Genomic DNA, 25,758 nt, shown 5'->3' with positions numbered 1-25,758 from the left:
TTCTCAGGCCTCCTCCCCCAAAATGCCGCCAGGCTTCACAGCCGCAGGCGGATGTTTCAACAGCATCTCAAACTCCTTTACCGGCATGGGCCTTGCGAAATAATATCCCTGCACACAGTCGCAGCCGATGTCACGCAGGCGTTCCAGCTGTTTCTTTGTCTCCACGCCTTCCGCCACAACGTCGAGCTTCATCCAGCGGGCCAGGCTCATAATAAACTGCAGAATTCCCTCATCGGCCGAGATTTCTATCTCGCTCTGGAGGAATTTCATGTCCAGCTTCAGAATATCCACCGGCATCCGGCTGAGCATATTGAGCGAGGAATATCCGCTTCCGAAGTCGTCCATTTCGACGATAAAGCCCAGCTTCCGCAGGCGCCCGACCGTATCGATGATCTGCTGCGGGTCTTCCGTATAGGCGCTTTCGGTGATCTCTAAATGGAGACGTTGGGGAGAAAGGCTGTGCTTCCGCACGATGCCAGCTAAAAAGTCCGCGAGGTCCGCATGATAGATATCTGCCCGGGAGACATTGACAGATACGGGAAGCGGCAGATATCCCCTTTCATCCCAATCCCGCATGATTCCGCATGCCTTGTCCCAGACATACCGGTCCAGCTTTGAGATAAACCCGTTTTTCTCAAACAGAGGAATGAACTCCGCCGGCGACTGCATCCCCCATTGCGGATGGTCCCAGCGTACCAGCGCCTCCGCTCCCGCCAGCACGCCGTCTGAAATCCTGTATTTGGGCTGCAGGTATATCTTGAACTGTTCTTTTTCCAAAGCCGATTCCATACTGTCCGTGATCTTCTGCCTGCGCAGCATCTGGCTGCGCAGCGCATCGTCATAAACGGCAAAATATTTTCCATACTGCCCTTTGATGCTCTGGGCTGCCAGAAGCGCCCTGTCATACATCTGTTCTACCGATGCGGCGGTATCCTTCACCCTATAGATTCCCCACTTTATCGCAACGTTTTTTGCGTTAGACAGGGTGTTGACCTGTTCGAGGATATCTGTAAACATCTCATCGGTATATTCCTGTTCGTGTTTCACAATACAGGCAAACCGGTCCGCATTCAGGCGCCCGCAGACGCCTCCTTCCCCCAGAAGCCCGATATACAGGTCCGCGATTCCCTTCAAAAGCTTATCCCCGGCCTCAATGCCGAAAACGTCGTTGATCAGCTTGAAGTTTTCGACATCGGAGCAGATGAGGTCATACTCCTTACCGGGATTCTGCCGCAGGATTTCCTTTGCGCGCTCATAGAAAAATGCTTTGCTGTAAAGCCCCGTCAGCTGGTCATATTTGAGCAGGTTGACCATAGCGGCGGATTCCCGCAGGTTGATGATGCTGGCGACCCGGTGCAGGATGACCTGCGGCCTATAGGGCTTGGTCACAAAATCCGTTGCGCCGTGGGAGAGAGCCGCTACTTCGTCCGCTTCCGCATCCTTCTGCGTGGTCACGATAACCGGGACAGCGCTGCAGGCCGGATCGGCCTTCATCATGGACAGGAAGGTGTAACCGTCCATGACCGGCATGACGATGTCCAGCAGAATCAGGGAGATTTCCTCCCCATACCGCTTCAGCACGTCCAGCGCCTGCCGGCCGTTCTCCGCTTCCAGTACCTCATACGTATCCGCCAGGATCTGACACAGGAGACATCGGTTGATTTCCTGGTCCTCCACAACCAGTATCTTTTTCTTTGAGATCATCGCTTCACACCTTCCATATGCTTCCGAGCTGCCGCTTCATAGCATCCCGGTCATTTTGCTGTTCATAAACACAGCGAACAAGCAGCTGGTCACCTTGTTCACATGGTTATATTTTTATAAAATTATATCAAAATCTGACGATAAAAGCAACCTTTCCGACATGCTTCTTTCAAAAACATAGCATTTGGCCGGAAAAGATGCTATACTGTCATCAGCAGAACCATCTCACCCCGAACATAACCCGCCGGGAGGATCAACAGTGGAACAGAACATGGAATTACAGCACGTGATCTATGATATTCTAAAGACGCAGATACAATTCGGGATTTACCGCTTTGGGGAGCGGCTGCCCACCATTGAGGAAGAAAGCCGGCTTTTCCACGTCTCGATCAAAACCATCCGCGCGGCTTACCAGCGCCTGCAAAAGGAAAGCTACATCACCATGTCCCAAAAGGTCGGCGTCAAGGTTAAGGTACAGTACAGCGAGCAGAACATCAGGCTGCATATTCAGGGCTTCTTCTCCCGCCATAAGGACGCACTCATCGATCTGAGCTGTTCGATGCGGCCGCTGTTCAGCCAGGCACAGTGGCTAGGATTTCGAAACGCCACACCGGAGCTGCTGAACAAAATGGAGCGGCTTTTCATGCAGAAAGAGGTTCTTCCGCCGCATCTCATGATTCAGCTTCTCCAGTACATCTACGGTTCTTTAAACAACGATCTGCTCATGCGTCTTGTCTGCCAGGTTTTTATGTTTTACCAGGCGCCGTTTTTAAGCGTTCCGGAAAATTTAAAGAATCTCGAGACACAGGGTTATCATCCTTTCCTTCATATGATCGATTTATGCCGGGAACAGATGTGGACGCAGCTCCGAGCGGATGTGGATGCGTTTCAGGAACATCTTTCCCATACGTTACAGCAGCTCTACAACAGACACAGCGGCCAACCGCTGTCGGTACCCCAGATCCGCTTTGCCTGGAGCGGCTACAAAAAGGCCTCTCAAATCCGCTATTCCCTCGGTATGGAGCTGCTGGTCAGCATCAGCCGCGGCGAGTATCCCGCGGGTTCTTATCTGCCCTCCGTGAACAAGCTGGCGCAGGACAAGCAGGTTTCTGTCAGCACGGTGCGCAGGGCGTTTTCGGTCTTAAACGGTATTGGTGTGACGAAATCCGTCAACGGAGCGGGCACTCAGGTACTGCCGCTGTGTGAAATTGCGGATAACTGCGATTTCACACAGCAGACCGTCCGGAACCGCATGCTGGAGCATGCGCAGAGCCTGCAGCTTCTGGCTCTTTCCTGCAAAGAGGTTACCGAGCTCACAATTGCTTCGGTGAATGCCGAAGCCATAGAGTTGTGTAAGGAACGCCTTCATACTCTGCAGCGCACACAGCGGTATGAGCTTGCAGCTTATGGCATACTGGGCATAATCGCCCAGTATGCGCCTTATGATACGATTCGAACGGTATACACGGCGCTGTTTCAGCAGCTTCTATGGGGGTATCCTCTGCGGAGTATGCGCGAAGACCGGGAAACGCTCAACGCCTTGTTTCTGCCTTATTTCCATTCCTTTATGGATTGCCTGGAACGCGGCGATGCCGCCGGCCTTTCCTCAAAGCTGGAAGCGCTGCTGCACCGCGAAGTCAATTTTGCCGCAGGCCAGCTCGTGAAACTGGGAATAGAAGAAGCCGCCGGTCTTGTTCTTCCAGACACAGACCAATAGACAGCATCATTGCATAGGACTTCATCCACATTCAGGGAGTCATCCATAATCATACATATGGCTATATGGTTTGCTGTTCATATACATTATATTTTTTTCGCCGCGGTTTGGCATCCGGTAATTTTTTCATGTGAGACAGAAAAATAGAAGGCACTTGGCGTAAAAATCTCCAAGTGCCTTCTTTATATCTTAATAAAGCTTTTTTCTGCAATTTATACTGGTTTGTTTACATATCGATTACTCTTACCTATTTTATCTGTATTCGAGATGAAAGTTAAAATATATAATTCAGATAAGTTATAATAATCTTGGGTGATAAGTATGAATTACAGGCATATAAAAGAACTTCGTATCGATGCCGATAAAAAGCAGTGGGAGATTGCCAAGCACCTCGGAGTCGTTCAAAACACATATTCCAAATATGAAAATGGCGTCATCGAATGGACGGCCCCTCTCCTTGAAAAACTGGCTGACTTCTATGGGACAAGCGTTGACTATTTAATTGACAGAACGGATGAGAAAAAACCATATTCAAAAATGACAAGGGGAAAAGAATGATCTTTTCCTCTTGTCATTTTTAATTGTGCAGGCTCCTATATCCCTAACTCCTATAAGCGGAAATTTTTTAACTTCCGTTTTATCACGCTACAAACTTATCGCTCTACAAAATTTACGATCATTTTGATTACAAATAAAACTGCCCATTACCTGAAAAACAGGTAATGGGCAGTCATAATTCAACGCTTATTTGCCTGCTTCTTCAACCGCAACCGCGCACGCCACGGTAGCGCCGACCATCGGGTTGTTGCCCATGCCGATGAGTCCCATCATCTCGACATGCGCCGGAACGGAGGAGGATCCGGCGAACTGAGCGTCGCCGTGCATACGTCCCATCGAATCGGTCAGACCGTAGGAAGCCGGGCCTGCCGCCATGTTGTCCGGATGCAGCGTACGTCCCGTACCGCCGCCGGAAGCAACCGAGAAGTATTTGACGTCGTTCTCATAGGACCATTTCTTATAGGTACCGGCAACCAGATGCTGGAACCTTGTCGGGTTGGTGGAGTTTCCGGTGATGGAAACGTCGACCTTTTCCTTTTTCATGACCGCAACGCCTTCGAGCACGTCGTTCGCGCCGTAGCATTTTACCTTCGCCTTGTCGCCGTCGGAGAACGCGACCTCACGGACGACATTCAGCTCGCCGGTGGCGAAGTCATAATCGGTCTCCACATAGGTGAAGCCGTTGATTCTCGAAATGATGTACGCGGCATCCTTGCCAAGTCCGTTCAGGATGACGCGCAGCGGTTCTTTACGCGCTTTGTTTGCGGTTCTCGCGATACCGATCGCGCCCTCTGCAGCGGCGAAGGACTCATGTCCAGCCAGGAAGCAGAAGCATTTGGTCTCTTCTCTCAGCAGCATGGCGCCGAGATTTCCGTGGCCCTGTCCAACGTTTCTCTGTTCCGCGACCGAACCCGGGATACAAAACGCCTGCAGGCCGATACCGATCGCTTCGGCAGCGTCGGCAGCTTTGTCGATGCCCTTTTTCAGCGCAATTGCAACGCCGAGGGTATACGCCCAGCAAGCATTCTCAAAAGCGATAGGCTGAACACCTTTGACAATCGCCTCTACATCAATATTTTTGCTTAAGCAAAGATCACGGGCATCCTCAAGGCTGCTGAAACCATATTCCTTCAGACATGCCTCAATTTTTGCCATTCTTCTTTCTTTTCCTTCGAATTGAGCCATAATTCAGTACCTCCTATCCTTTCAATTATTCTTCTCTCGGGTCGATATACTTGGCAGCGCCGTCATAACGTCCATAGGTACCGATGTTCTTCTCATACGCTTCGGCCGGATTGGCACCGTGACGGATGTCCTCAAGCATTTTGCCGAGCTTGACGAATTTGTAGCCGATGACCTCATCGTTCTCATCGACAGCGATGTTCAGGATGTAGCCCTCCGCCATTTCCAGATAGCGGACGCCCTTTGCTTTGGTGCTGAACATGGTTCCAACCTGGGAACGGAGTCCTTTTCCCAAATCCTCCAGACCGGCGCCGACCGGCAGGCCGCCTTCGGAGAACGCGGTCTGGCTTCTGCCGTATACCAGCTGTTTGAAGATTTCGCGCATGGCAACGTTGATCGCGTCGCAGACAAGGTCGGTGTTCAGTGCCTCGAGCATCGTTTTGCCCGGCAGGATTTCAGCCGCCATCGCTGCGGAATGGGTCATACCGGAACAGCCCAGGGTTTCCACCAGAGCCTCTTCGATGATACCATCCTTGACATTCAGGGTCAGCTTACATGCGCCCTGCTGCGGCGCACACCAGCCCACACCGTGGGAAAGACCGGAAATGTCGGTGATCTGATACGCTTTTACCCATTTGCCTTCTTCAGGAATTGGTGCCGGTCCGTGATTCGGACCTTTTGCGAGAACGCACATGTTCTCTACTTCATGAGAATACGTCATATCTAGGTAACTCCTCCCGCTTTTATATTTTTGGTGTTATCCTTCTCAAAAGAGCGTTGATATCTCAACTTCCTACCCATTATAATATTTTTTGACGACTTTCGCAAGTGTCCTGACGGAACTTGTTGTTAAATTAATAACTATGTAACATTCTTTACCGTTTCCCCGAACCGCGCAAAATGCGGCTTTCTCACAGCAGCGTGCTGCATCCGGAAAACAAGCCGCTTCCATCTGCATACCGCCGTTATACCGCTGCATGGATACGGCCGTTCTCCGCCAATTGGCAATACATGTTCGGCCCTTCTACCGCGTATCTTACCATATAAAAAACAGGAGACGGCAGTCCCCGTTTTTCGGACGCTGCCCTCTTCTGTGAGATTATCCTTTTTTCTGAAACAGCCTTCGCAGCAGGCTGTGCTTCTTCGGCGGCGCCGCCGGCACCAGGGCCGCGTTGCGGATGGCTTCCTCCATAAAATACTCCTGGCTGTTGACCCTCTGGCCGCCCGACGACTGCCGCAGCGTGTATCTGCCGTCCGATGACTGCTCGCGCGCTTTGACGTTGTCGTGCAGCTGGATGTCGATCATCTGCATGATCCGGTCCGCGATCTTCTGGTCGAGTACCGGGCAGGCGATCTCGACGCGCCGTTCGGTATTCCTCGTCATCATGTCCGCGGAGGAAATGTAAAGCTTGCGGTCCGCGCCCTTTCCAAAGCAGTAGATGCGCGAATGCTCCAAAAAACGCCCGACGATGCTGATGACCGTGATGTTCTCGGTCCTGCCCGGCACCTGCGGAATCAGGCAGCAGATGCCGCGGATGATCAGCTGGACGCGCACGCCGGCCATCGACGCCTCAATCAGCTTTTCGATGACGCCTTTATCGGTCAGCGAGTTCATCTTCATAAAGATGCTTCCCTCTTCCCCGGATTTTGCCTTGCGTATCTCGCGGTCGACCATCGTCATGATCATCGGCTTTAAGCTGGACGGCGATACCCGCAGATGGCGGTACTGGCCGTTCAGGTTGCCCAGCGCGAGGTTTTTGAAGAACGACACGGCGTCCTCTCCGATCTCCTGGTTCGAGGTCAGAAGCGACAGGTCGGTGTAGAGCTTCGCGGTGCTCTCGTTGTAGTTGCCGGTGGCAATCTGGGTGATGTACTGGATCTTTGTGCGTTCGCGGCGGGTGATCAGGCAGATCTTCGAGTGTACCTTGAAGCCGTCAAGCCCGTAGATGACCCGGCAGCCGGCCTCCTCGAGCCGCTGCGCCCACTCAATGTTGTTCTGCTCGTCAAACCGCGCGCGCAGCTCCATCAGCACGGTGACCTCCTTGCCGTTTTCGGCCGCCGTGATCAGGTATTCGGCCAGCTTGGACTGGCGCGCTATGCGGTACAGCGTGATCTTGATCGAGACGACCGCCGCATCCGACGCAGCCTCCTTGATCAGGTTTAAAAACGGCGTCATGCTTTCGAACGGATAGGACAGGAAGATATCCTTGCGCAGGACCTGCCGCGTCATGCTCTCGTGCGGATTGACGCCGGCGGAGGCCTGCGGGGTGAACGGCTTATTCAGCAGCGTCTGCTTGAGCGCGGGCGGCAGACTGTCCTGGAACGAAAAGATAAACGACATATCCAGCGGGATGCGGCTGACAAAGATCTGCCTCTTTTTGATGTTGAGCCTGCGGCACAGGTAGTCGGAAAACTCGTCGCTGATCATCGACTGGATCTCCAGCCGCACCGGCGCGAGGCGTTCGCGCTTCTTGATGACCTTGCGCATGTGCTGCCGGTAATCCATATCCTCGTCAAAGAATCCTTCGTCGGTGTTGATGTCGGCGTTGCGGGTTACGCACATGATGGTACTTTCGACCACCTCGTACATGTCGAACACCTTCGCCGCATAGGAGAGGATCAGATCCTCCACCAGCATATAGCGCAGGCTGTCCTGCGGGATCTGGATGATCCGCTTGAGCGCCGGGTTGACCGGTATGATGCCGAACAGCGTGCGGCCCTTGTGGCGCAGCAACACCGCGATATTGAGCTGCTTGTTCTCCAGATGCGGGAACGGATGCCGCACGTCGATGATCTGCGGCGAGAGCAGCGGCATGACCTCCTCCTCGAAGTACCGCTCCGCGTAGTGCTGCTCGAAGGTGGTCAGCTCGCTTGGCCGCATCTGCTGAATGCCGTGCTTCTGCAGCTTTTCTTCGATGTCTCCCAGCGCCCGGTCCCGAAGCGCATACAGCGGCACCGTCGCCTCATAGATCGCTTCAAGCTGCTCTATGGGGGTCATGCCGGACTTGTTGTCGATTTCATCCGGCTCCATCAGCGCCAGGTCGGTCAGGCTGCCCACGCGCACCATATAGAACTCATCGAGATTCGTTGTAAAAATCGAGATAAACTTGAGCCTTTCATAGAGCGGCGTCTCCTCGCAGTTCGCCTCTTCGAGGACACGCTCGTTGAATTTCAGCCAGCTCAGCTCCCGGTTCTGCATACATTGTAGATCACTGTTCATCATGATTCCCCTGTTTCAATAGATTCGATATCAGATATCCTTCCCGCACGCCGTAGCTGCTCACGGAGAAGTCCACGCATTTGAACTTTCTGGCGACCGCCTCCAGAATCATCAGCCCGGGAAGGATGGTGTGGATTCGTTCCGGCATGACCTGCAGCAGCTCATGGCACATCTTTTTGTCAATATGATGGTAATTCTTCAAAAGATGCCGTATGACATCGGTTGGAATGGTGTCGGCGGGCAGATCCTCGGGCAGTATCTGGAGTGCCAGCTTCTGCGCGGAGCGGAACGTGCCGCCGATGCCGTACAGATGCTGGGTCTTGAGCCTGGAAAACCACATCACCCTGCTCAGCTGTTCGTCAATCGCGCGTTTGATCGCCTTCTTTTCCACATCGATCGGGAAGATGGCCTTGACAAAGCCGCTGTACAGCGACAGGCTTCCGACCGGCAGGCTCTCCTTATAGAGGACTTTCCCGTCTTCAAAATAGAGCAGCTCGGTGCTGGCCCCGCCGATATCCGCCATGATGCCCTCTTTCGCCTGCATCTGATGCTGCATGCCGACAAAGCCAAGGCGCGCTTCCTCGTCGCCGGACAGGATTTCCACCTCGACGCCCAAACGCTCCTTCAATTCCCGCAGCGCTTCCTCCCGGTTCTGGACATTGCGCAGCGACGCCGTCGCAAACGCGCGGCAGGTCTCGACGCCGAATCCCTTGAGGATCCGCATATATTCTTCCAGCACCTCGCAGGCCTTGCGGATGCCGAACGAGTTGATCCGGTTATCCGTAACATAGGATGCGAGCCCCGCAACGGTCTTTTGATTCATCAGAATCTGAAAATCATTGCCGGCACACCGGTAAATAGACATCCGGATGGAGTTGGAACCCACATCGATCACGCCACATAACATCTGTTTTAGCCTCCCATACTTTCCATTTTACAGATTTCCCGCTCGCTTACCACCAAAATGGTATGAATGATCTGTAAAAGTTGCACCTCATCTTTATAAAAACGCAAAACGCCCAAAATCCTACCGATCATAAGATTCTGGGCGATTGTTAAAACGTATTGCTTCGTATATTTTTCAGATATGGCAGCCGGAATTACCTGTTCCAGTCATTCTGATCCCAGCCATGATTCGGATCCTGATTTTGATCGGGAGCTTGATGCCGACCCTGGTTCCCGTTCGGATTCTGGCTCCAGCCCTGGTTGGGATACTGGCTCTGGTTATCATTCGGGTTCTGATTCCAATTTGGATTCGCACCTTGGCCCCAGCCCTGATCGGGATACTGACCCTGATTCCAGTTTGGGTTCTGATTCTGGCTGGGATACTGACCCTGGTTAAAATTCGGGTTCCAGCCCTGGTTCTGCTGGTTCCAGTACGGATTTCCATAGCTGTTTGAACGCGGCGGCGGATAGGGCGCCCCGCCCAGCGTAACCGGTTTCTTTTTTGAGATCACCAAAAGGATGATCGGAAGGGCCAGCGGCACCAGAATCGAAAGTACGATATAGACCACCTTGTTCTTCGGATCGTAGTCCCTGAAGATTCGGTAGCTCAGAATCAGCTGGTAAACCGTCGCGCCTACCGCCAGCAGTCCCATGACCATGGAAATGATACTGAATACCATCATGGATGACATAAACTGCTGCAGCTGCGGCGTATAACTGCCATCTTCGAGATAAGGCAGCTGTTCCAGCAATTGAAACACCATGGTAAAGCTGACGATCAGTGTCAAAATGGTGACCAGCACATCAAAAATATAAACAAGCAGCCAGGCAATCCGGTGTTTGGACTGTACATGCTGGTGTCCATTGATATCATCGACGATTTCTCCAAATACATAAGCGCGCGCAATCGGTACCCAGGCAAGCGCGGGATGCTTGAGCTTCCTGTTCTTTGCCATCCTGTTTACGCCGATTGCCTCTATGATATAGGCCGCCAGAAAAGTTGCCGCCGCAAAGATGATGGCAAAGGTCATCAGTACCATAATCATATCGGAAAAGATACGCAGCGCTTCCTCTGTCGGGATGTCATGAGAATAATAGAAATAGGGTTCATAGGGCGTCATTTACATTCATCTCTTTTCACTCAATTTGACTGTTGTTCAGCAGCCGAACGCGGTTCTGTGCCTACTCTTTATTTTATTAGGCACAGAATACAAACATACCATGATTTTATCAGGCCCGGAATGAAACATACCATGCTGAAAGGATCATTCCACAAGGTGATTTCCGCTGCCCGCACCGTTTCGGACTTCCGGTTTTACGTGTGGTCCTTGAAATCATAACGGATGTTTTTTCAGAAACAGGCCGTAATAATATTTCAAGTTCTGTACGATCGTTAAAAGCCTGTGCGGTCATTAAAAACCGCCTGCCGTGAAATCGGAGCCGCCCCAGTTATCCCCCGGCATCTCCATACTGGCAGATAAATCGGGCGCTTCAGCATCCGAACCGCTTCGCAGGCCGGACGGCACATCGCGGCGGGACAGGAAGAGCACAAACGGCATAACCGGCACCAGGATAATCGACAGGACCATGTAAAGCGGAAATGCATCCGACGCATAGTCGCTGTAGATAAAGCCGAGGGCCGCATAGGCGCCGATTAAGAACAGGCCGGCCGCGATCATCCCCCACCAGCCGAAGAAGTACAGCGTCGCCGCGGCTGTCACAAACAGCAGCGTCAGCAGGATGCTGAAGCAGAAGCCCCGGCCTTTTCTGCGGCGGATCACACTGTCCGCGATGCTGCCGAACAGGAATACATTGGCGATTGGAATCCACGCCAGAAACGGCGCGCGTTTTCCTTCGGTCTTTGCCATACAGAACAGGCCGATGGCCAGAAACACATATAACACAATCAGAAAGGCGGCCAGTACCGATGCGTAGATAATCGCATAGGTCATAACCATTTCCACACTTCCCATGGGTAACACCTCATCATTTCATCAATTTTCGAGCGGATGCTTTCATAAAAAAACCATAGAATATCAATGAAAGCTTCATACATGCATTATAACACAGATCGCCGTCTTTGAAAAGGGACTGACGGCGATCTTTATAGAAAATTTTAACGTTTGGTCATTTTATGGTACCGCTGTTTGCGGCTCTGGTTCTTCCAGATGGTGACAGCGATATACTCGATCAGCAACACGACCAGGAAGATGACGATAAACTTAAACCAGAACGACCGCACAATATCGGTGGCCGCGTCCATGGCGGACAGCAGGAAGTTCCGGCCGATATCCTCCTGTGAAACCAGCGGGACCTGCCCGATCTGCTCGCCGGACAGCATCAGGTTGATGTATCCAATGCGCTCCCCCTTCTTGATGGGGGCCTTGACGCTTTCCGGAATCACCGGCACCGGCTGAACGGAGCTTGCGTCGATTTCATTGGGAACCAGCGCTTCAAAACCCCGCTCCGGGTAGAGCAGCAGCTGGTCCTTCTCCCAGGAAAGCTCCAGCTTCACCTGCGCCACCGACTTCTCGGTGGAAAGCAGTTCCTTATCCTCAAACGATTCGAACGCCCAGTCATACAGCTTGGAGGTATCGGTAAAATGCAGCATATCGTCAATCGGCTCGCCGAGGATGATCAGCAGATACCGGTAATCGCCCGACGTCGCCGTCGTGATCAGATTCTTGCCGCTTTCCGGCAGCGAGCCGGTCTTGACACCTTCAACGCGGGAATCGTAGTACATGCCGCCGTTCACCTCATCCATCATGAGGTTGGTGGTGACCAGCGTGCGCGCCTCGTGCTTGTTGGTTTCCGCAATTCCATAACGGGTTTGCTTGACGACATCCGAAAAGCCGGGAATATTGAGCGCATACTGCGTGATCTTGCGCAGGTCCTCCGCCGTGGTGTACTGCTCGGGATCGAACAGGCCGTGCGGGTTGGTGAAATGCGTGTTGACCGCCCCGATTTCCTGTGCCTTCGCGTTCATCATCTCCACAAATTTCGGGATGCTGCCATTCCCCAGCTTGTCCGCCACAATGCTGGCCGCTTCATTCGCGGACTGGATGAGCATGCAGTGCAGCAGCTGGTTCATCGTCAATGTCTCTCCATGCCGGATATCCGCGGTGGAGATGTCCAGGCCGACGAATTCCTCATAAATATAGTCCTTGGCTGTCGCAGTTTCCGCATCCAGGTCCTTCACATTTTCCATCAGCAGAATCGCCGTCATGATCTTGGTCAGCGACGCCGGATACAGCTTCTCATCCGGATTTTTGGAGTACAGCACCTCGTTGGTATCCAAATTTACCAGCAGCGCCGCCTTCGCGGAAATTTCAAACGGCGGATTATATTCCGCAAAGGTATTGAAAAAATTCGCAAAAACTGATAAAGTAAGTAGTAGCGTTAGTACGACTGCCTTTTTCTTCATGCTTTGGGTCTCCTCATTTTTATATATTTTCATACAATTTCTACACACAATTCTAATGAATAGTATATCATAGATTGTGGGCAATAAAAAGATGCATTTTTGTGCACGATTGAATTTTTTATGAGAAAAATCTAAAATATATTTCCGGCGCGGATGGAATCCATGCCATCGAATCTGATAGTTGGAGAGTTGTACCATGATTTATGTAACCGGCGATTTTCACGGGGATATCGAGCGATTCAAAGATCACAAGCTCAAAAAGTTAAAGAAGGGCGATACGCTGATCATCTGCGGCGATTTCGGCTTTTTATGGGACGGCAGCAAAAAGGAGAAGCAGACGCTGAAATGGATCGGCAAGCGTCCCTATCAGGTGCTGTTCGTGGACGGCACACATGACAACCAGGATCTTTTGAAGAGCTACGAACCCGAAGAATTCTGCGGCGGCAAAGCGCGGCGCATATCCGGCGGGCTGTGGCATCTGATGCGCGGCAATGTCTATACCATTGAGGACAGGAAGATCTTCGCCTTCGGCGGCGGGGAAACCCGGGATACCGATATCTATGAGCACAGCGATTACTGGTGGTTTGACGAGCTGCCCACCGTTGATGAAATCGACTATGCGCGGTCCTGCCTGCAAAAGCACGACAACCAGATCGACTACATCGTCACGCACGACGCGCCGGGCGTTATCAAGGCGTTCATCAACATGGATGACAATCATTTCAACCATCTGCACACCTTCTTCGATGAGGTCAACAAGAACTGTGATTTCAAGATGTGGTTCTTCGGGCTGTACCATATGGATAAAAAAATCCCGCCCTCCCATACGGCGCTGTTCTGGAAGGTCTATCCGCTGGCTTAATGGCGCTCATAATAAAAACAGGAAAACCTGCTGAAAGTTTCACGCTTTCAGCAGGTTTATGATTGTCAAAACAAACCGGATTCAATCTGTATCAGACAGCCAAATTTCTTCTGTTTCTATCTCTTATTGTTCCGGTTCGCATTCCTTGAGGAAAAACCGCAGCGACATCACAGTCACAGCGATGTTAAATTTCGCCTCATCGCTTACCCTGCGGGGCGGGGCAGCTAAAACAGCTTCTATATCCTGTTTGCTCACGCCTGCCATCCTTGCGACCGTATCTTTAGACAGCCCATGATAGGAGATCAGCACCTTTAAAAAAACGCTCAGCTTCAAATCCTTGTCCTCTGCGGCGCTCAAACAAAGAAAACGGATCTTATTGAACAGCGCAAAACGATAGGCCGGCTCCTCCGGCAAAAAATCAAGATGTCCCTCAGATAATTCCAGTATCTGTTGAGCTGGTAAAAGCAGATATCTGGACAGCGTATCCAGATTGAACTGATACGCTGTGAGCAGCTCCTTGAGCTGCCCGGCAACATTGGTACATTCGTCCATTTTTTCCTCCTCAGCTTTCTGAACGGCATGCCGTACGTTATTTTATTTATCGAATCTCCTGTTCCAGCTCCCTGAATAAACTGCAGTCGAAAAATTCTGTTAAACTGATATCCAGCCCGTCGCACAGCATTTTGATGGTCACAATCCCTGGATTTTTACTGACCCCGTACATGATGTTTTTCAAGGTGGATGGCGGAACCGCCGACAATCTTGCCAGGGTGTTGAGCTTGATATTCCGTTCCACGCACAACTCGACAATTCTATATGAAACTGCTTTACAGGTATCCATATGTATCTCCCCTATGGTGAGAAAACCTGCTGGAAGGCTCTTTGCTTCCGGCAGGTTTTTTATTTGTTTTCGCGGTCTTCCAGCGAGACGCACTCGTCGATGACGCCTTCGACCAGTGGCAGATATTTCGGCGGCAGCTTGCTGAGCTTATCGGCAACGAGTGAATAATCCTTGTCCACGCGTTCCCCAGTCAGCAGATAATCCGCACTGACACCAAGCGCGATGCTGATTCTCAGCAGGTTTTCAGGACGGACCGCCTTCACGCCGCGTTCCGCTGTTGAAATAACGCGCTGGCTCATATCCGCTTTTTCCGCAAGCTCTTCTTGAGACAGCTGCAATTTTTTACGCAGGGCGATCATACGCTTGCCCATTTCCACTGTTATATGGTCAATCTCCATGCAAAGTACTCCCCGCAAAGCTTCAAATTCTGTGTTTACCGCTTTAAACGTACCGGTATAACCTGTCCGCAAATGATGTAAAACTGTGGACATCCGTTATTTCACATCGAATCTTCCCGACTCTGAATGGTTAAAAAATCGTCAAGGATACCTTCTATCAAAAATAAGTACTTCGGTGAAATCCGCAGCAGCTTCTCCGCTACAAGAGAATAATCTTTATTGACTTTTTCTCCTGTCAGAAGATAGTCCGTACTGACACCGAGTGCCTTGCTTATTTTCAAAAGATTTTCCGGCCGAACCGCTTTTACGCCGCGTTCCGCTGTTGAAACCATCTGAGGGGAAACATCTGCTTTTTCGGCCAGCTCTTCCTGTGATAATTGTAATCTCTTTCGAGCCGAAGTAATGCGCCTGCCCATTTCACAAATAATCTGATGATCTTTCATTGGACATATCCTCTTCATTGTTCAAGGAACTTACTGAATCTCCTGTTCTAAGTCCCTTATCTCCTGACAATCAAAGAATTCTATTAAATTAATATCCAAACCGTCACATAGCATTTTTATTGTAACAATTCCCGGATTTTTGCTAGCCCCATAAATAATACTTTTTAAAGTCGACGGAGGAACAGCTGACAGCCGCGCCAAAGCGTTAACAGCTAAGTCTCTTTCATCGCAAAGTTGCAATATCCTTGCAGCAACCGCTTCGCGTGTATTCATAAAAAACCTCCACCACAATCAGAATAATTATAGTGTATCCATTATAAATCCGCCAATTAGTTGATATATAGACTTTATAGACTATATATCGTATAATGGTTTATATATCAACCTTTATAATGGGTGGTGATTTTTTGGATTCATACAAAACTAAAAACAATTCTAAATGCTCATACGGCAAGGACATTGCCTTACTCAGAAGATCATGCTCCCCTCCCCTGTCGCAGCTTGATCTCGCCCTGAAATTGCAGATGGCCGGCATCTCTGCCAATGACCACATGATCAGTCTCATTGAAAACGGGGAACTGGACGCAGACGAAGCGGTCCTGCACGCGTTGGCCCGGATATTTCACACATCCGCCGAGACATTGTTGAACGATTGAACCATATTCATCGCCGAACAGCTCTGACAAAAAGAGGAACCGGACAGCTTCACTGCCCGGTTCCTCTTTTATGCTATGTATCCCGATGGGATTATTCTTCTTCATTCCAGGAGTACATCTTGCGCAGCTCTTTGCCGACCTGCTCAAGCTGATGCTCCGCATGGATTCTCTTGTCAGCCAGGAAGTGCGGACGGCCGACCTTGTTCTCGGTAATCCAGTTGCGGGCAAAGGTGCCGTCCTGAATCTCTCTCAGAACCTTCTTCATCTCTTTCTTGGTATCCTCGGTGATGATGCGCTTGCCGATCTCATAGTCGCCGTACTCAGCGGTGTCGGAGATCGAATATCTCATCTTCGAGAAACCGCCCTGATAGATCAGGTCGACGATCAGCTTCATCTCATGGATGCACTCGAAGTATGCGTTCTCCGGCGCATAGCCGGCTTCGACCAGCGTTTCAAAGCCCGCCTGCATCAGCGCGGTCACACCGCCGCAGAGCACTGCCTGCTCACCGAACAGGTCGGTTTCGGTCTCCTGACGGAAGGTGGTTTCCAGCACGCCCGCTCTCGAACCGCCGATGCCCGCCGCATAGGCCAGCGCGACATCCAGCGCCCTGCCGGTCGCATCCTGATGGACCGCCACGAGGCACGGAACGCCCTTGCCTTCCACATATTCGCTGCGGACCGTATGGCCCGGACCCTTCGGCGCGACCATGAACACATCGACATCCTTCGGCGGCACGATCTGTCCGAAATGGATGTTGAAGCCGTGCGCGAACGCCAGCGCCTTGCCTGCGCTCAGGTTCGGCTCGATGCTCTGCTTATATAAATCAGCCTGTTTTTCATCGTTGATCAGAATCATAATGATGTCGGCTTCCTTTGCCGCGTCAAACGCGGTTGCAACCTTGAGTCCGGCTTTCTCCGCCTTTGCCCAGGACTTCGAACCCTCATAAAGGCCTACAATGACATCGACGCCGCTTTCATGCAGGTTCAGCGCATGCGCGTGTCCCTGGGAACCATAACCGATAATTGCAACCTTTTTACCATCCAGTAAGCTTAAATTGCAATCTTCCTGATAATAAATCTGTGCCATAATACTTTACCTCCATTACAGGTTGCCCTGCAGAATATATGAGCAAATCGGCCTTGCAACCGATACACTGTCCATATGGGATTTGAGTCATCCGTCAAGAACGCAGCAGCTCCAGCAGTTCATATTTCTGTACGCTCTGCAGAAGCGTCTCGATCTTTTCCGGCGTATCAATCATCTTAAAGGTCACAAAACGCGGGGATGCATCGGTGATCCTCGCACCGGCTGCGGTCATCAGGCTCAGCAGCTCTCTGCGGTCGCCGCTTGCGGCAAATTTCATCAGGACCAGTTCATCTCTGGATACGCTCATCTTTACCATTCCCCCGAATATACGGATTTCAAAACAATCAGTAACCGGTCTCAGTTACTTTACTGCTTTAATCCGATTGTTCCCCATTATACACCAACCAATGCGCGGATAGTTTGTACGGTTTTTGAACAAACTATATTTCTGTCGGAATTGTGCAGTTTCTACAAGATCTGCTTGCCGTTGCCCTTGATTGTGTCGCTGCCCTTCTGCAGCGCAATGACGCCGGTGCGCGCGATTTCCTTGACGCTGTACTCGCTCAGCAGCGCCAGCAGGCGCTCGATGTTCTCGGTCTTCTCGGTGACCTCGATGGTCAGCGTCGTGACGGTCAGGTCGATGATCCGCGCGCCCAAAATCTGTACGATGTCCATGATTTCCCGGCGTTCATTCGGCGTCGCCTCGATCTTAATGAGCACCAGCTCGCGTTTGAGCAGCTCATCCGACGGGATGGTGCGCACCTTCAGCACATCGATCAGCTTGTTGAGCTGCTTCTCCACCTGTTCGACCGTGTGGTCGTTGCCGTCCACGACAATCGTGATGCGCGAGATGGTCGGGTCCTCGGTCACGCCGACCGCCAGGCTGTCGATGTTGAAGCCGCGCCGTGAAAACAGGCCGGATATTCTGGAAAGCACGCCCGCATGGTTCTCAACCAGGACTGATATTGTATGTTTCATGGAATTCCATCCTTTCTGTTCTCAGCTACAGCGAGCTTTCCATCGGGTCGACGATACATTCCAGCAGGTACGGTCCTTCGGCGTTCAGCATCTCATCGATGGCCTGTCCGGCCTCGTCCATGCCGCTGATGCGCCGGTGCGCGATGCCGTAGGCATCGGTCAGCTTCATAAAATCCGGGCTGCCGCTCAGGTCAACCCCGACGTAGTTCGCGCGGTATCCCTGATACTGCAGCTCCCGCACCATGCCGAGCTTGGTGTTGGTCATCACGACTATTTTGACCGGGACGCCGTGCTGGCAGATGGTCGCCAGCTCGCAGAGCTGCATCTGGAACGAACCGTCCCCGCAGACCGCGACGACCTGCCTGTCCGGACACGCCAGCTTGGCGCCGACCGCGGCCGGAACCGAATACCCCATCGTGCCCATGCCGCCGGTCGTCAGAAACCGGCTGTTTTTGATCATGAGGTTGTTCGCCGACCAGATCTGGTTCTGGCCGACATCCGCGACAAACACGGCGTTCTCGCCGGTCTTTTCGGAAAGCAGCCGCAGAAAGTTCTTCGGGTTGACGTATCCTTCCCGCTCCGGCAGTTCTCTGGGAAGCTGCGCGCGCAGCTCGTCAAGCAGTTCGATCCACTCCTCGGTGTCGGTCTGAAGCTCCTTTTCGCAGAGCTGTTCGAGCACCGTGGCCGCGTCGCCGACCAGCGGAATCGAGGTGTGCATGTTTTTGCCGATCTCCGCCGGGTCGATATCGATGTGCACCACCCGGGTGCGCTTGGCCAGGATGTTCGGCGTGCTGACCGCCCGGTCCCCGACCCGCGCGCCGATGATGATCAGCAGATCGCTGTCATGGATGGCGCGGTTCGCACACTTGTTTCCGTGCATGCCGAGCATGCCGTAGTAAAGCGGGTCGTCGGTGTTCATGATGCTGATGCCCATCATGGTCGAGACCACCGGAATCTGGAACTGTTCCGAGAACGCATGGATCTGGCCGGCCGCATCCGACGCGAACGCGCCGCCGCCGACGCAGATCACCGGGCGCTTCGCCTCCTCGATGGCCTGCAGCACCCGTTTGATCTGGATCACATGTCCCTTGACGTTCGGGTTGTAGCCGCGGATGCTGACCTGATGCGGATACTGAAAATCGATCATCTGTTTCTGGATATCCACCGGCAGGTCGATCAGAACCGGGCCGGGACGGCCGGTGGACGCGATATAGAAGGCTTCCTTAAAGACCTTGGGAATGTCGGCGGCATCCTTGAGCAGATAGCTGTGCTTGGTGAACGGCTCCGCCGCGCCGGTGATGTCCACCTCCTGAAAGACATCCCGGCCGAGCAGGTCGCTGCTGACCTGTCCGGTGATCGCAATCAGCGGGATGGAATCCATATAGGCGGTGGCGAGCGCCGTGATCAGGTTGGTCGCCCCCGGGCCGGAGGTCACCACACAGACGCCGGGCCGTCCGGTCATGCGCGCATAGCCGCTCGCGGCATGTCCCGCGTTCTGCTCCTGCCGCACCAGGATGTGCCGGATGCCGCTTTCGGACAATTCATCGTAAAACGGACAGATCGCCGCGCCCGGATAACCGAAGATGACCGGGACCTGTTCCTTTTCCAGGCATTTCACAACTGCCTTTGCACCATTTATCATCTTGAAACTGCCTCCTTGCTGTTTCCATTATGATCAGATCTTGCTGAATGACGGTTCTATTCTTCATGGATTTATATAAACATGGATGGGTATAAACATAACGCCTTTTGTCTTTTCACGGACCGTTCTTTTATGGCAATCGGCCGTTAGATTCGAAAGACTAAATGGATTATCTGTTAAAATTTTATCATATTCGCGGCCTGCAAACCAGCAGATTTATAGAATGAATCGATAACACGCTGTGAATGCGCATCATGGATTCTGATGCACAGCTCCACCGGTTCAGCAGAATTCACTACATGCCGATTGGGTCTAATGTATATCAGCGACGATCTTGTCCAACGTGTCCACCCAATCCATGAGGACGGCGGAGTGCTCTTTGAGCTTTTCCGGATTCTTTTCAAAGCCCTGCAGCAGCTTGTACTGACGCTGAAAATACAGTCTCAGCTTTTCAAACAGCACCCCATACTCCAAAAGGCTTCCATCCCGTTCCTCGCACAACCGTTTCTGCATATGCGCAAACCTGTCCCTGAACTGGTCGGCGGACATCCCGACGGTCTTTTTAAAATCCCTTAAAACCCATTGCCGCTCAAAGATATTGCGCCGCATCCAGCCCGCATACTGTTCCTCAAAGATATCGACCATCTTTTGAATGAATGGAAGCACCTGTTCGCTGCAGACTTCCCGTGTTTCGGCCGCGTCCTCTTGCAGCAGGCCGCTGTCCAGCAGCGCCTGAATCGATCCAATTTCCTGTCCGTGATAGTTCCGGGCGGACAGTACGGAAACCGCAAAGCCGCATCCGGCTTCCCCGGCATCCAGCATATGGCTTTCATTCATCCCATAAAAAGCATCGACCGTCATGCCCATCCTGTCCGCTACAATTTCAATGGCGCGTTCGGCAGTCGCCGTTTTGACCAGACCTGGCCCTATAGAATAGGTAAAAACCCCTGTCTCCTCCAGTTCGGCCGCCAGCGTGCTGCAAAGCTCCACCTGCGCGGTTTTGAACACCTCATACGCGCCCATGTAAGGCGCCGCTCCCGATGAGGGCACAAACACGATGACGCCTCTGCCCCTGCGCTTCATTTCCGGCAAAAACAGCTGCGTGAGCAGCAGCGGTGCTCTGAAATTGACCCGGAAGCTCTGATCCCATATCTCAATCGGCACCTCTTCCACATTGCCCAACGCCGTCATGGTCGCGTTGTGAAACAGGATATCGATAAAGCCGTACCGCTCCGTCATCCGTTCCGCCATGGCTCTGACCTGCGTGTCATCCGACAAATCCACCTGATAATAAACCGTTTCGGATTGGGGATAACAATCGTTGATATGCTTTGCGGCCGCCGTCCCCTTTTTCTCGTCGATTTCGGCAATGATGACCGACGCGCCCATATAGGCGAACGCCTTTGCCGCTTCAAAACCGATGCCTCCGCCAGCGCCCGTCAGCAGCACGGTTTTCCCCGCCAGCGCGTTTTTATAACCGGGATGTTTTTCAAGCAGCATCATCGATCATCCTTTCACAATTGTTTACCAAATAGATTTGTTTCCTGTGCACCAGCCTGCAATCGAACCTATGCCCAGACTCTGGCTTTACCATGGCTGCAATGGCTGCAGGTTTTACTATGGATTGATTCTGCACGCCGGTCTGCAACCGGGATGCAGTATATGAAAATATCTTAATTGAATAAAATATATGTGCCTTTTTATTTCCGGCACTAAGATGCCCTTATGCCGGCAAAACTAAGATCATATCCTTCAGAACCGGCGATGTTCAGAAAATAATTGTCCTTTATTATACTCTTTCCCATGAAACTCGTCAACAACTTTATGTTACAGCCAAAAACATCAAAAAAAGACTTGCTTTTCTCCCCGTAAAATGCTATAATTTTCAGGAAAACGCACGCACAACCGTTTGGGAAGACATGGTGCTTCGGCGGATAACGCCGGGGTCGTCTGTTCAAGTTAAGGTGTGCGGTGGAATTTAACCTTAAGGAGGATTTTATTATGGGCGTAGTATCCATGAAACAGTTACTGGAAGCAGGTGTTCACTTCGGACACCAGACAAGAAGATGGAATCCGAAAATGGCGAAATACATCTTCACCGAGCGCAATGGCATCTACATCATCGACCTGCAGAAGACCGTCAAGAAATTAGAGGAAGCGTATATGTTCGTTCGCGACGTCGCGGCTTCCGGTGAAACCGTCCTGTTCGTCGGAACCAAAAAACAGGCCGGCGATTCGATCCGTGACGAGGCGCTCCGCGCAGGCGTACACTATGTCAACGCAAGATGGCTCGGCGGCATGCTGACCAACTTTAAAACCATCCGCCGCAGAATTTTCAGACTCGAGCAGCTGCGCAAGATGGAAGCGGACGGAACCTTTGACCGCCTGCCGAAGAAGGAAGTCATCAAGCTCAACCTTGAAATTGAAGAACTCGAGAAATTCCTCGGCGGCATCAAGGATATGGACCGTCTCCCGGGTGCGCTGTTCATCGTCGACCCGAGAAAAGAGAGAATCGCTGTCGCTGAAGCGAAGAAGCTCGGCATCCCGACCGTCGCAATCGTCGACACCAACTGCGATCCGGACGAAATCGATTATGTCATCCCGGGCAACGACGACGCGATCCGCGCTGTCAAACTGATTGCGCAGACCATGGCCGACGCCATCATGGAAGGCAGACAGGGCCAGGATGTGGAAGACGAGGAATCCGAAGAGGAAGCAAACGAAGAATAATTCTATAGATCTTATAAAACGACTGGAGGAAGATCATTATGGCATTTACTGCAAAAGATGTTCAGGCACTCAGAGAGAGAACCGGCTGCGGCATGATGGACTGTAAAAAAGCCCTGACCCAGTCCGAAGGTGATATGGATAAAGCAATTGAACTCCTTCGCGAAAAAGGCCTTGCGGCGGCTGAGAAAAAAGCCGGCCGTATCGCTGCGGAAGGACTTGTATATGCGACCAACGACGCGAATGTCGGCGTTGTCATCGAAGTCAACGCGGAAACCGACTTCGTCGCGAAGAACGACAGCTTCGTACAGTTCGTCAAGACCTGTGCGGATGTCGTTGCGAAACAGAATCCGGCCGATGTCGACGCGCTGCTGCAGTGCAAAGCGGACGGCTCGAACGACACCGTCGAAGAGATGCTTCGTGAGAAGATCCTGACCATCGGCGAGAACATGAAGATCCGCCGCTTCGCCCGTGAAGAGGGCGTCACCTGCACCTATATGCACGGAGCCGGCAGAATCGGCGTCATGGTCAAATTCGACACCACGCCTGAAATCGCCGCGAAGGACGAGTTCGTCGCCTATGCGAAGGACGTCGCGATGCAGGTCGCCGCTTCGATCCCAAGCTATGTCGGCAAGGAAGACGTTCCGGAAGCGGTTGTCGCCAAGGAGAGGGAAATCCTCACCGCGCAGGCAATCAACGAAGGCAAACCGGCCAACATCGCAGAAAAGATGGTCAACGGCAGAATCTCGAAATATTACAAGGAAGTCTGCCTGCTGGAACAGCCGTTCATCAAAGACGGCGACATCACCGTTGCGAAGTACACCGAAAACACCGGCAAAGAGCTTGGCGGCGATATCAAGGTACTCAGTTTTGTCCGTTTTGAGAAGGGCGAAGGCCTTGAAAAGAGAGAAGACAACTTCGCCGATGAAGTTGCCAGCATGATGAACTAATCACATTGTATGCTATTGAAGCCCGGATGCAGAAGCATCCGGGCTTTTTTTGTTTTATCTTATTTAAGTTAAACATTGAGGTGAATCACCCTAACATTTTTCTTCAATGCATAATCTACCGTATACTTTGTTCCTCCGCTTTGCTGCGTCAGGTAGCAGATGCAGCAATCACTGTGATCTACAAGGTATCGATTTCTTTTATGCATACAGCCTGTATAATAATGATCCGATGTATAGACGATTTTATCCGCTTGATCACAAATGGTTTTATACATGGCCGCATCATCAGTATTCCAGAACTTTTCCTGATTCCTACAAGGTAAAATCAATATCAGTCTAATATACGAGTATGTTTTCTTTAAATCGAGTACCGTGAGCGCTGCCAGTTGGTCAAACCCGCAAGCCCCTCCCGAGCCAAAATACCAAACTCCTTTCTCAATTAATTTTATTATTTCCATTCTTAGACTGCGCTGTAAGGCAGAAACCTTACATGCCGACAGATCTCTATGTCCCGTAAAACAACAAGTTCTCTCTTTCATGATAAAATCACCTCTTAATAATTATTATCGTAACTATTATACGATAATAATTATTAAAATACAAATACTACTCTTCTATAATGGTACTAACAACAATACGAAATGAGAGAAATATGGATATTTTAAAGAGAATCACAGAATATCGGATCAAGAAAAATTGGTCAGAATATGAATTGGCAAAATTTTCAGATCTACCGCAGTCTACAATCTCCTCATGGTACAAAAAAGGGATGTTGCCGTCCATATCATCCTTAGAGAAGATTTGCAAGGGGCTTAACATCACACTTTCACAGTTTTTCTGTGATGGGGAAGATTCCATTGTTCTCACTGAGAAACAGAAAGAGTTAATAGAAAAATACAATGCGCTCTCAGATTCCCAAAAAGAGAAATTAGATATCTTTATAGACGGCATGCTATCCAGATAGCATCGCATTAGAGACTTCCGGCAAACATGCGATTGAAAACAGGTAGTTTAAAATGGACAGACCGCGGTGAATGGGGGCTTTTTCATGGATACACGAATTAGAATTATCGCAATCATGTTTGCTTTGATCATGTGTTTGACACTTGTCGCTTGCAATGCAGGTAAAACTGATCAGGTATCGGTTTCTATAGGTACATCTTCGAAGTTTAGTCTGGAAGACATTGAAAATGCTGTTCAACGAGTAAAGGAAAAATTCAAAGACTTTGAAGATTGTGAACTTTTGGAGTTGTGGTATGATGAGACAGCAGATACTTCTACCTCTAAAAACTCTATGGTGCTTTTGTCTAATTTCAAGGTCGGTCCTTCCGGCGGAAATGGAAGCTTAGAACCAAATTCGACCTATACCGAATGGCAGTGGATTCTCATTCGGGATAACACATCTGACAACTGGTTGGTCAAAGACTGGGGATACGGATAAAAAGCTGCTGAAGAATCTTCAGCAGCTTTATTATTTTTAATGACAACTTTCTTAGGAAAGGCTGCTTAAATATCAGTTTTATATACCTGATATTTCCTAAAAATTTGACATCTTTCAGGGAATGCGCTATACTGTATTTATGCTTATGGCAGAGTAGGAAGCTGTGGGTCAAGTGCTGGCGGAACGGGGAGTTGTCCGCCGGACGAAAAGCCGATTTGGCTTGCCGTACATCTTCCGCATCCCGCTGCCACATAAAAGGGCAGTACACAACCTCTTCTATGTGGCAACATCAGAAACATAGAAGGAGGCTATTTTTATGCCCGAAAACGGTTATTTACCGCTCTTTTCGTGCGCCTACTGGAAAAGTGCGGTGCGCGAATTCAAAAGCGTCCGCAAGCTGACCTTTGCCGCACTGATGATTGCGGCGTCGGTTATCATCAGTTCCCTGTTCATCCCGGTCGGGGAAAACCTGCTGATCTATTTCTCCTACCTCGCAAACGCGGTCCTGTGTCTCGTCTGCGGGCCGGTTGTCGGCGTCAGTGCCGGCTTCATCGTCGACATGGTCGACTATTTCCTACACCCGCTCGGCGGATTCTTCCCGGGCTACACCTTGTCCACCATGCTGGAATTCCTGGTCTTCGCGCTGCTGCTCTACCGCTGCCGTGTCTCTGTAACCCGGATTGTGCTGGCAAGGCTGATCATCAACATCTTTATCAACGTCGGGCTTGGCTCCCTGTGGAGTGCCATGCTGTACGGCAAGGCATACTACTATTATCTTGCCAAGGGCATCGTCAAAAACCTGATCATGCTGCCGGTTGAAGTCATCCTGCTGCTGATCATCCTGCGCGCCGTGATGCCGGTTCTGGCACGCAAGGGATTTATTCCAAAGCCCAAAGGGCGTGTCATCCCCATTTTTTAGACAATCTATTGAACATATATCATTCATGTCACAAGCAGTAACTCCCATAAAAACAAAGAGAACC

28 protein-coding genes and 1 riboswitch are annotated in these 25,758 nt (G+C 51.2%); of the genes, 8 read left to right on the top strand and 20 right to left on the bottom strand.

All coding sequences use genetic code 11. From position 1 onward, the window contains the following. Positions 1 to 3: 3 nt before the first annotated feature. Positions 4 to 1,704, bottom strand: a complete 1,701-nt coding sequence (locus tag BN348_RS03760) for a two-component system response regulator (RefSeq protein WP_040196327.1) — start codon at positions 1,702 to 1,704, stop codon at positions 4 to 6. Positions 1,705 to 1,963: 259 nt separating this feature from the next. Here BN348_RS03760 and BN348_RS03750 point away from each other — a divergent pair, with 259 nt between their 5' ends. Together BN348_RS03750 and BN348_RS03745 are read left to right on the top strand one after the other, a co-directional pair. After that, positions 1,964 to 3,421 carry a GntR family transcriptional regulator gene (locus BN348_RS03750; RefSeq protein WP_040196324.1) on the top strand — a complete coding sequence of 486 codons (1,458 nt, stop codon included), beginning with the start codon at positions 1,964 to 1,966 and terminating at the stop codon, positions 3,419 to 3,421. 321 nt (positions 3,422 to 3,742) lie between these two features. Beyond that, a complete protein-coding gene (locus tag BN348_RS03745; RefSeq protein WP_040196323.1) occupies positions 3,743 to 3,979 on the top strand; it encodes a helix-turn-helix domain-containing protein in 237 nt (78 codons plus the stop codon). Positions 3,980 to 4,165: 186 nt separating this feature from the next. On the opposite strand, the gene BN348_RS03740 is transcribed toward BN348_RS03745, so the two are convergent. The 7 genes from BN348_RS03740 to BN348_RS03710 all read right to left on the bottom strand — a co-directional run bounded on the left by BN348_RS03740 (position 4,166) and on the right by BN348_RS03710 (position 12,750). After that, positions 4,166 to 5,164: a GGGtGRT protein gene (locus BN348_RS03740; RefSeq protein WP_040196322.1), complete on the bottom strand. Its 999-nt coding sequence runs from the start codon at positions 5,162 to 5,164 to the stop codon at positions 4,166 to 4,168. 25 nt (positions 5,165 to 5,189) lie between these two features. Further along, complete coding sequence (locus BN348_RS03735; RefSeq protein WP_040196321.1) at positions 5,190 to 5,882, bottom strand: iron-sulfur cluster assembly scaffold protein; 693 nt, start codon at positions 5,880 to 5,882, stop codon at positions 5,190 to 5,192. A 378-nt stretch (positions 5,883 to 6,260) separates the two neighbouring features. Continuing rightward, a complete protein-coding gene (gene ppk1, locus BN348_RS03730) occupies positions 6,261 to 8,381 on the bottom strand; it encodes a polyphosphate kinase 1 (RefSeq protein WP_242844298.1) in 2,121 nt (706 codons plus the stop codon). Beyond that, positions 8,371 to 9,288 carry a Ppx/GppA phosphatase family protein gene (locus BN348_RS03725; protein ID WP_040196318.1) on the bottom strand — a complete coding sequence of 306 codons (918 nt, stop codon included), beginning with the start codon at positions 9,286 to 9,288 and terminating at the stop codon, positions 8,371 to 8,373. The genes ppk1 and BN348_RS03725 overlap by 11 nt, the downstream gene beginning before the upstream one ends. Before the next feature lie 193 nt (positions 9,289 to 9,481). Further along, the gene (locus BN348_RS03720; protein ID WP_040196316.1) at positions 9,482 to 10,447 is read right to left on the bottom strand and encodes a nucleoside recognition domain-containing protein; all 966 of its coding nucleotides are present in this window, start codon (positions 10,445 to 10,447) and stop codon (positions 9,482 to 9,484) included. Between the two features lie 291 nt (positions 10,448 to 10,738). Further along, positions 10,739 to 11,299 (bottom strand): hypothetical protein, encoded by a 561-nt coding sequence (locus BN348_RS03715; protein WP_040196314.1) that lies wholly within the window; start codon positions 11,297 to 11,299, stop codon positions 10,739 to 10,741. Positions 11,300 to 11,442: 143 nt separating this feature from the next. Beyond that, a complete protein-coding gene (locus BN348_RS03710; protein WP_040196312.1) occupies positions 11,443 to 12,750 on the bottom strand; it encodes a D-alanyl-D-alanine carboxypeptidase family protein in 1,308 nt (435 codons plus the stop codon). A 196-nt stretch (positions 12,751 to 12,946) separates the two neighbouring features. Here BN348_RS03710 and BN348_RS03705 point away from each other — a divergent pair, with 196 nt between their 5' ends. Continuing rightward, positions 12,947 to 13,612, top strand: a complete 666-nt coding sequence (locus BN348_RS03705) for a metallophosphoesterase (RefSeq protein WP_040196310.1) — start codon at positions 12,947 to 12,949, stop codon at positions 13,610 to 13,612. Positions 13,613 to 13,735: 123 nt separating this feature from the next. Here BN348_RS03705 and BN348_RS03700 read toward each other — a convergent pair whose 3' ends face one another. The 11 genes from BN348_RS03700 to BN348_RS12950 all read right to left on the bottom strand — a co-directional run bounded on the left by BN348_RS03700 (position 13,736) and on the right by BN348_RS12950 (position 21,157). Next, positions 13,736 to 14,164 carry an HTH domain-containing protein gene (locus BN348_RS03700; protein WP_040196309.1) on the bottom strand — a complete coding sequence of 143 codons (429 nt, stop codon included), beginning with the start codon at positions 14,162 to 14,164 and terminating at the stop codon, positions 13,736 to 13,738. Between the two features lie 46 nt (positions 14,165 to 14,210). Next, the gene (locus BN348_RS03695; protein WP_040196308.1) at positions 14,211 to 14,453 is read right to left on the bottom strand and encodes a helix-turn-helix domain-containing protein; all 243 of its coding nucleotides are present in this window, start codon (positions 14,451 to 14,453) and stop codon (positions 14,211 to 14,213) included. A gap of 59 nt (positions 14,454 to 14,512) precedes the next feature. Beyond that, a complete protein-coding gene (locus tag BN348_RS03690) occupies positions 14,513 to 14,851 on the bottom strand; it encodes a helix-turn-helix domain-containing protein (protein WP_082020770.1) in 339 nt (112 codons plus the stop codon). 101 nt (positions 14,852 to 14,952) lie between these two features. After that, complete coding sequence (locus tag BN348_RS03685) at positions 14,953 to 15,294, bottom strand: helix-turn-helix domain-containing protein (protein WP_040196307.1); 342 nt, start codon at positions 15,292 to 15,294, stop codon at positions 14,953 to 14,955. A 30-nt stretch (positions 15,295 to 15,324) separates the two neighbouring features. Next, positions 15,325 to 15,567, bottom strand: a complete 243-nt coding sequence (locus BN348_RS03680; protein WP_040196306.1) for a helix-turn-helix domain-containing protein — start codon at positions 15,565 to 15,567, stop codon at positions 15,325 to 15,327. Positions 15,568 to 15,770: 203 nt separating this feature from the next. Beyond that, positions 15,771 to 16,055, bottom strand: coding sequence for a hypothetical protein (locus tag BN348_RS03675; protein WP_040196305.1), 285 nt, complete (start codon positions 16,053 to 16,055; stop codon positions 15,771 to 15,773). Next, a complete protein-coding gene (gene ilvC, locus BN348_RS03670) occupies positions 16,042 to 17,037 on the bottom strand; it encodes a ketol-acid reductoisomerase (protein WP_040196303.1) in 996 nt (331 codons plus the stop codon). The genes BN348_RS03675 and ilvC overlap by 14 nt, the downstream gene beginning before the upstream one ends. A gap of 94 nt (positions 17,038 to 17,131) precedes the next feature. Next, the gene (locus BN348_RS03665) at positions 17,132 to 17,344 is read right to left on the bottom strand and encodes a hypothetical protein (RefSeq protein WP_040196302.1); all 213 of its coding nucleotides are present in this window, start codon (positions 17,342 to 17,344) and stop codon (positions 17,132 to 17,134) included. Between the two features lie 161 nt (positions 17,345 to 17,505). Beyond that, entirely contained in the window at positions 17,506 to 18,015 is a 510-nt protein-coding gene (gene ilvN / locus BN348_RS03660) for an acetolactate synthase small subunit (RefSeq protein WP_040196301.1), read from the bottom strand. Between the two features lie 25 nt (positions 18,016 to 18,040). Next, the gene (gene ilvB, locus BN348_RS03655) at positions 18,041 to 19,657 is read right to left on the bottom strand and encodes a biosynthetic-type acetolactate synthase large subunit (protein WP_040196299.1); all 1,617 of its coding nucleotides are present in this window, start codon (positions 19,655 to 19,657) and stop codon (positions 18,041 to 18,043) included. A 312-nt stretch (positions 19,658 to 19,969) separates the two neighbouring features. Then, complete coding sequence (locus BN348_RS12950) at positions 19,970 to 21,157, bottom strand: SDR family NAD(P)-dependent oxidoreductase (RefSeq protein WP_197068274.1); 1,188 nt, start codon at positions 21,155 to 21,157, stop codon at positions 19,970 to 19,972. 501 nt (positions 21,158 to 21,658) lie between these two features. Here BN348_RS12950 and rpsB point away from each other — a divergent pair. Both rpsB and tsf read left to right on the top strand, forming a co-directional pair. Next, positions 21,659 to 22,387: a 30S ribosomal protein S2 gene (rpsB, locus tag BN348_RS03645; RefSeq protein ID WP_040196297.1), complete on the top strand. Its 729-nt coding sequence runs from the start codon at positions 21,659 to 21,661 to the stop codon at positions 22,385 to 22,387. Between the two features lie 38 nt (positions 22,388 to 22,425). Continuing rightward, positions 22,426 to 23,334 carry a translation elongation factor Ts gene (gene tsf, locus BN348_RS03640; protein ID WP_040196296.1) on the top strand — a complete coding sequence of 303 codons (909 nt, stop codon included), beginning with the start codon at positions 22,426 to 22,428 and terminating at the stop codon, positions 23,332 to 23,334. Positions 23,335 to 23,402: 68 nt separating this feature from the next. Here tsf and BN348_RS03635 read toward each other — a convergent pair whose 3' ends face one another. Continuing rightward, positions 23,403 to 23,873 carry an SLOG family protein gene (locus BN348_RS03635; RefSeq protein ID WP_040196294.1) on the bottom strand — a complete coding sequence of 157 codons (471 nt, stop codon included), beginning with the start codon at positions 23,871 to 23,873 and terminating at the stop codon, positions 23,403 to 23,405. Between the two features lie 113 nt (positions 23,874 to 23,986). Here BN348_RS03635 and BN348_RS03630 point away from each other — a divergent pair, with 113 nt between their 5' ends. From BN348_RS03630 to BN348_RS03615, 3 genes are all read left to right on the top strand, one after another. Continuing rightward, positions 23,987 to 24,298, top strand: coding sequence for a helix-turn-helix domain-containing protein (locus BN348_RS03630; protein ID WP_040196293.1), 312 nt, complete (start codon positions 23,987 to 23,989; stop codon positions 24,296 to 24,298). 84 nt (positions 24,299 to 24,382) lie between these two features. Beyond that, positions 24,383 to 24,775 carry a hypothetical protein gene (locus tag BN348_RS03625; protein ID WP_040196404.1) on the top strand — a complete coding sequence of 131 codons (393 nt, stop codon included), beginning with the start codon at positions 24,383 to 24,385 and terminating at the stop codon, positions 24,773 to 24,775. Positions 24,776 to 24,922: 147 nt separating this feature from the next. Then, a riboswitch (THF riboswitch) is annotated at positions 24,923 to 25,024 on the top strand. A 67-nt stretch (positions 25,025 to 25,091) separates the two neighbouring features. Beyond that, positions 25,092 to 25,694, top strand: coding sequence for a folate family ECF transporter S component (locus BN348_RS03615; RefSeq protein ID WP_052446682.1), 603 nt, complete (start codon positions 25,092 to 25,094; stop codon positions 25,692 to 25,694). Positions 25,695 to 25,758: the final 64 nt, after the last annotated feature.

It is taken from the genome of Candidatus Soleaferrea massiliensis AP7 (assembly GCF_000820765.1).
Taxonomy (GTDB): Bacteria; Bacillota; Clostridia; order Oscillospirales; family Ruminococcaceae; genus Soleaferrea; species Soleaferrea massiliensis.
Note: the sequence above shows the minus strand (reverse complement) of the source record. Positions and strands in the feature narration are given on the sequence as shown.

Excerpts from the sequence above, each read along its gene's own strand:
- BN348_RS03760 (WP_040196327.1), bottom strand. The coding sequence starts at position 1,704 with ATGATCTCAAAGAAAAAGATACTGGTTGTGGAGGACCAGGAAATCAAC.
- BN348_RS03745 (WP_040196323.1), top strand. The coding sequence starts at position 3,743 with ATGAATTACAGGCATATAAAAGAACTTCGTATCGATGCCGATAAAAAG.
- BN348_RS03740 (WP_040196322.1), bottom strand. The coding sequence starts at position 5,164 with ATGGCTCAATTCGAAGGAAAAGAAAGAAGAATGGCAAAAATTGAGGCA.
- BN348_RS03735 (WP_040196321.1), bottom strand. The coding sequence starts at position 5,882 with ATGACGTATTCTCATGAAGTAGAGAACATGTGCGTTCTCGCAAAAGGT.
- ppk1 (WP_242844298.1), bottom strand. The coding sequence starts at position 8,381 with ATGAACAGTGATCTACAATGTATGCAGAACCGGGAGCTGAGCTGGCTG.
- BN348_RS03725 (WP_040196318.1), bottom strand. The coding sequence starts at position 9,288 with ATGTTATGTGGCGTGATCGATGTGGGTTCCAACTCCATCCGGATGTCT.
- BN348_RS03720 (WP_040196316.1), bottom strand. The coding sequence starts at position 10,447 with ATGACGCCCTATGAACCCTATTTCTATTATTCTCATGACATCCCGACA.
- BN348_RS03715 (WP_040196314.1), bottom strand. The coding sequence starts at position 11,299 with ATGGGAAGTGTGGAAATGGTTATGACCTATGCGATTATCTACGCATCG.
- BN348_RS03710 (WP_040196312.1), bottom strand. The coding sequence starts at position 12,750 with ATGAAGAAAAAGGCAGTCGTACTAACGCTACTACTTACTTTATCAGTT.
- BN348_RS03705 (WP_040196310.1), top strand. The coding sequence starts at position 12,947 with ATGATTTATGTAACCGGCGATTTTCACGGGGATATCGAGCGATTCAAA.
- BN348_RS03700 (WP_040196309.1), bottom strand. The coding sequence starts at position 14,164 with ATGGACGAATGTACCAATGTTGCCGGGCAGCTCAAGGAGCTGCTCACA.
- BN348_RS03695 (WP_040196308.1), bottom strand. The coding sequence starts at position 14,453 with ATGGATACCTGTAAAGCAGTTTCATATAGAATTGTCGAGTTGTGCGTG.
- BN348_RS03690 (WP_082020770.1), bottom strand. The coding sequence starts at position 14,851 with ATGGAGATTGACCATATAACAGTGGAAATGGGCAAGCGTATGATCGCC.
- BN348_RS03685 (WP_040196307.1), bottom strand. The coding sequence starts at position 15,294 with ATGAAAGATCATCAGATTATTTGTGAAATGGGCAGGCGCATTACTTCG.
- BN348_RS03680 (WP_040196306.1), bottom strand. The coding sequence starts at position 15,567 with ATGAATACACGCGAAGCGGTTGCTGCAAGGATATTGCAACTTTGCGAT.
- BN348_RS03675 (WP_040196305.1), bottom strand. The coding sequence starts at position 16,055 with ATGAAGAAGAATAATCCCATCGGGATACATAGCATAAAAGAGGAACCG.
- ilvC (WP_040196303.1), bottom strand. The coding sequence starts at position 17,037 with ATGGCACAGATTTATTATCAGGAAGATTGCAATTTAAGCTTACTGGAT.
- BN348_RS03665 (WP_040196302.1), bottom strand. The coding sequence starts at position 17,344 with ATGAGCGTATCCAGAGATGAACTGGTCCTGATGAAATTTGCCGCAAGC.
- ilvN (WP_040196301.1), bottom strand. The coding sequence starts at position 18,015 with ATGAAACATACAATATCAGTCCTGGTTGAGAACCATGCGGGCGTGCTT.
- ilvB (WP_040196299.1), bottom strand. The coding sequence starts at position 19,657 with ATGATAAATGGTGCAAAGGCAGTTGTGAAATGCCTGGAAAAGGAACAG.
- BN348_RS12950 (WP_197068274.1), bottom strand. The coding sequence starts at position 21,157 with ATGCTGCTTGAAAAACATCCCGGTTATAAAAACGCGCTGGCGGGGAAA.
- rpsB (WP_040196297.1), top strand. The coding sequence starts at position 21,659 with ATGGGCGTAGTATCCATGAAACAGTTACTGGAAGCAGGTGTTCACTTC.
- tsf (WP_040196296.1), top strand. The coding sequence starts at position 22,426 with ATGGCATTTACTGCAAAAGATGTTCAGGCACTCAGAGAGAGAACCGGC.
- BN348_RS03635 (WP_040196294.1), bottom strand. The coding sequence starts at position 23,873 with ATGAAAGAGAGAACTTGTTGTTTTACGGGACATAGAGATCTGTCGGCA.
- BN348_RS03630 (WP_040196293.1), top strand. The coding sequence starts at position 23,987 with ATGGATATTTTAAAGAGAATCACAGAATATCGGATCAAGAAAAATTGG.
- BN348_RS03625 (WP_040196404.1), top strand. The coding sequence starts at position 24,383 with ATGGATACACGAATTAGAATTATCGCAATCATGTTTGCTTTGATCATG.
- BN348_RS03615 (WP_052446682.1), top strand. The coding sequence starts at position 25,092 with ATGCCCGAAAACGGTTATTTACCGCTCTTTTCGTGCGCCTACTGGAAA.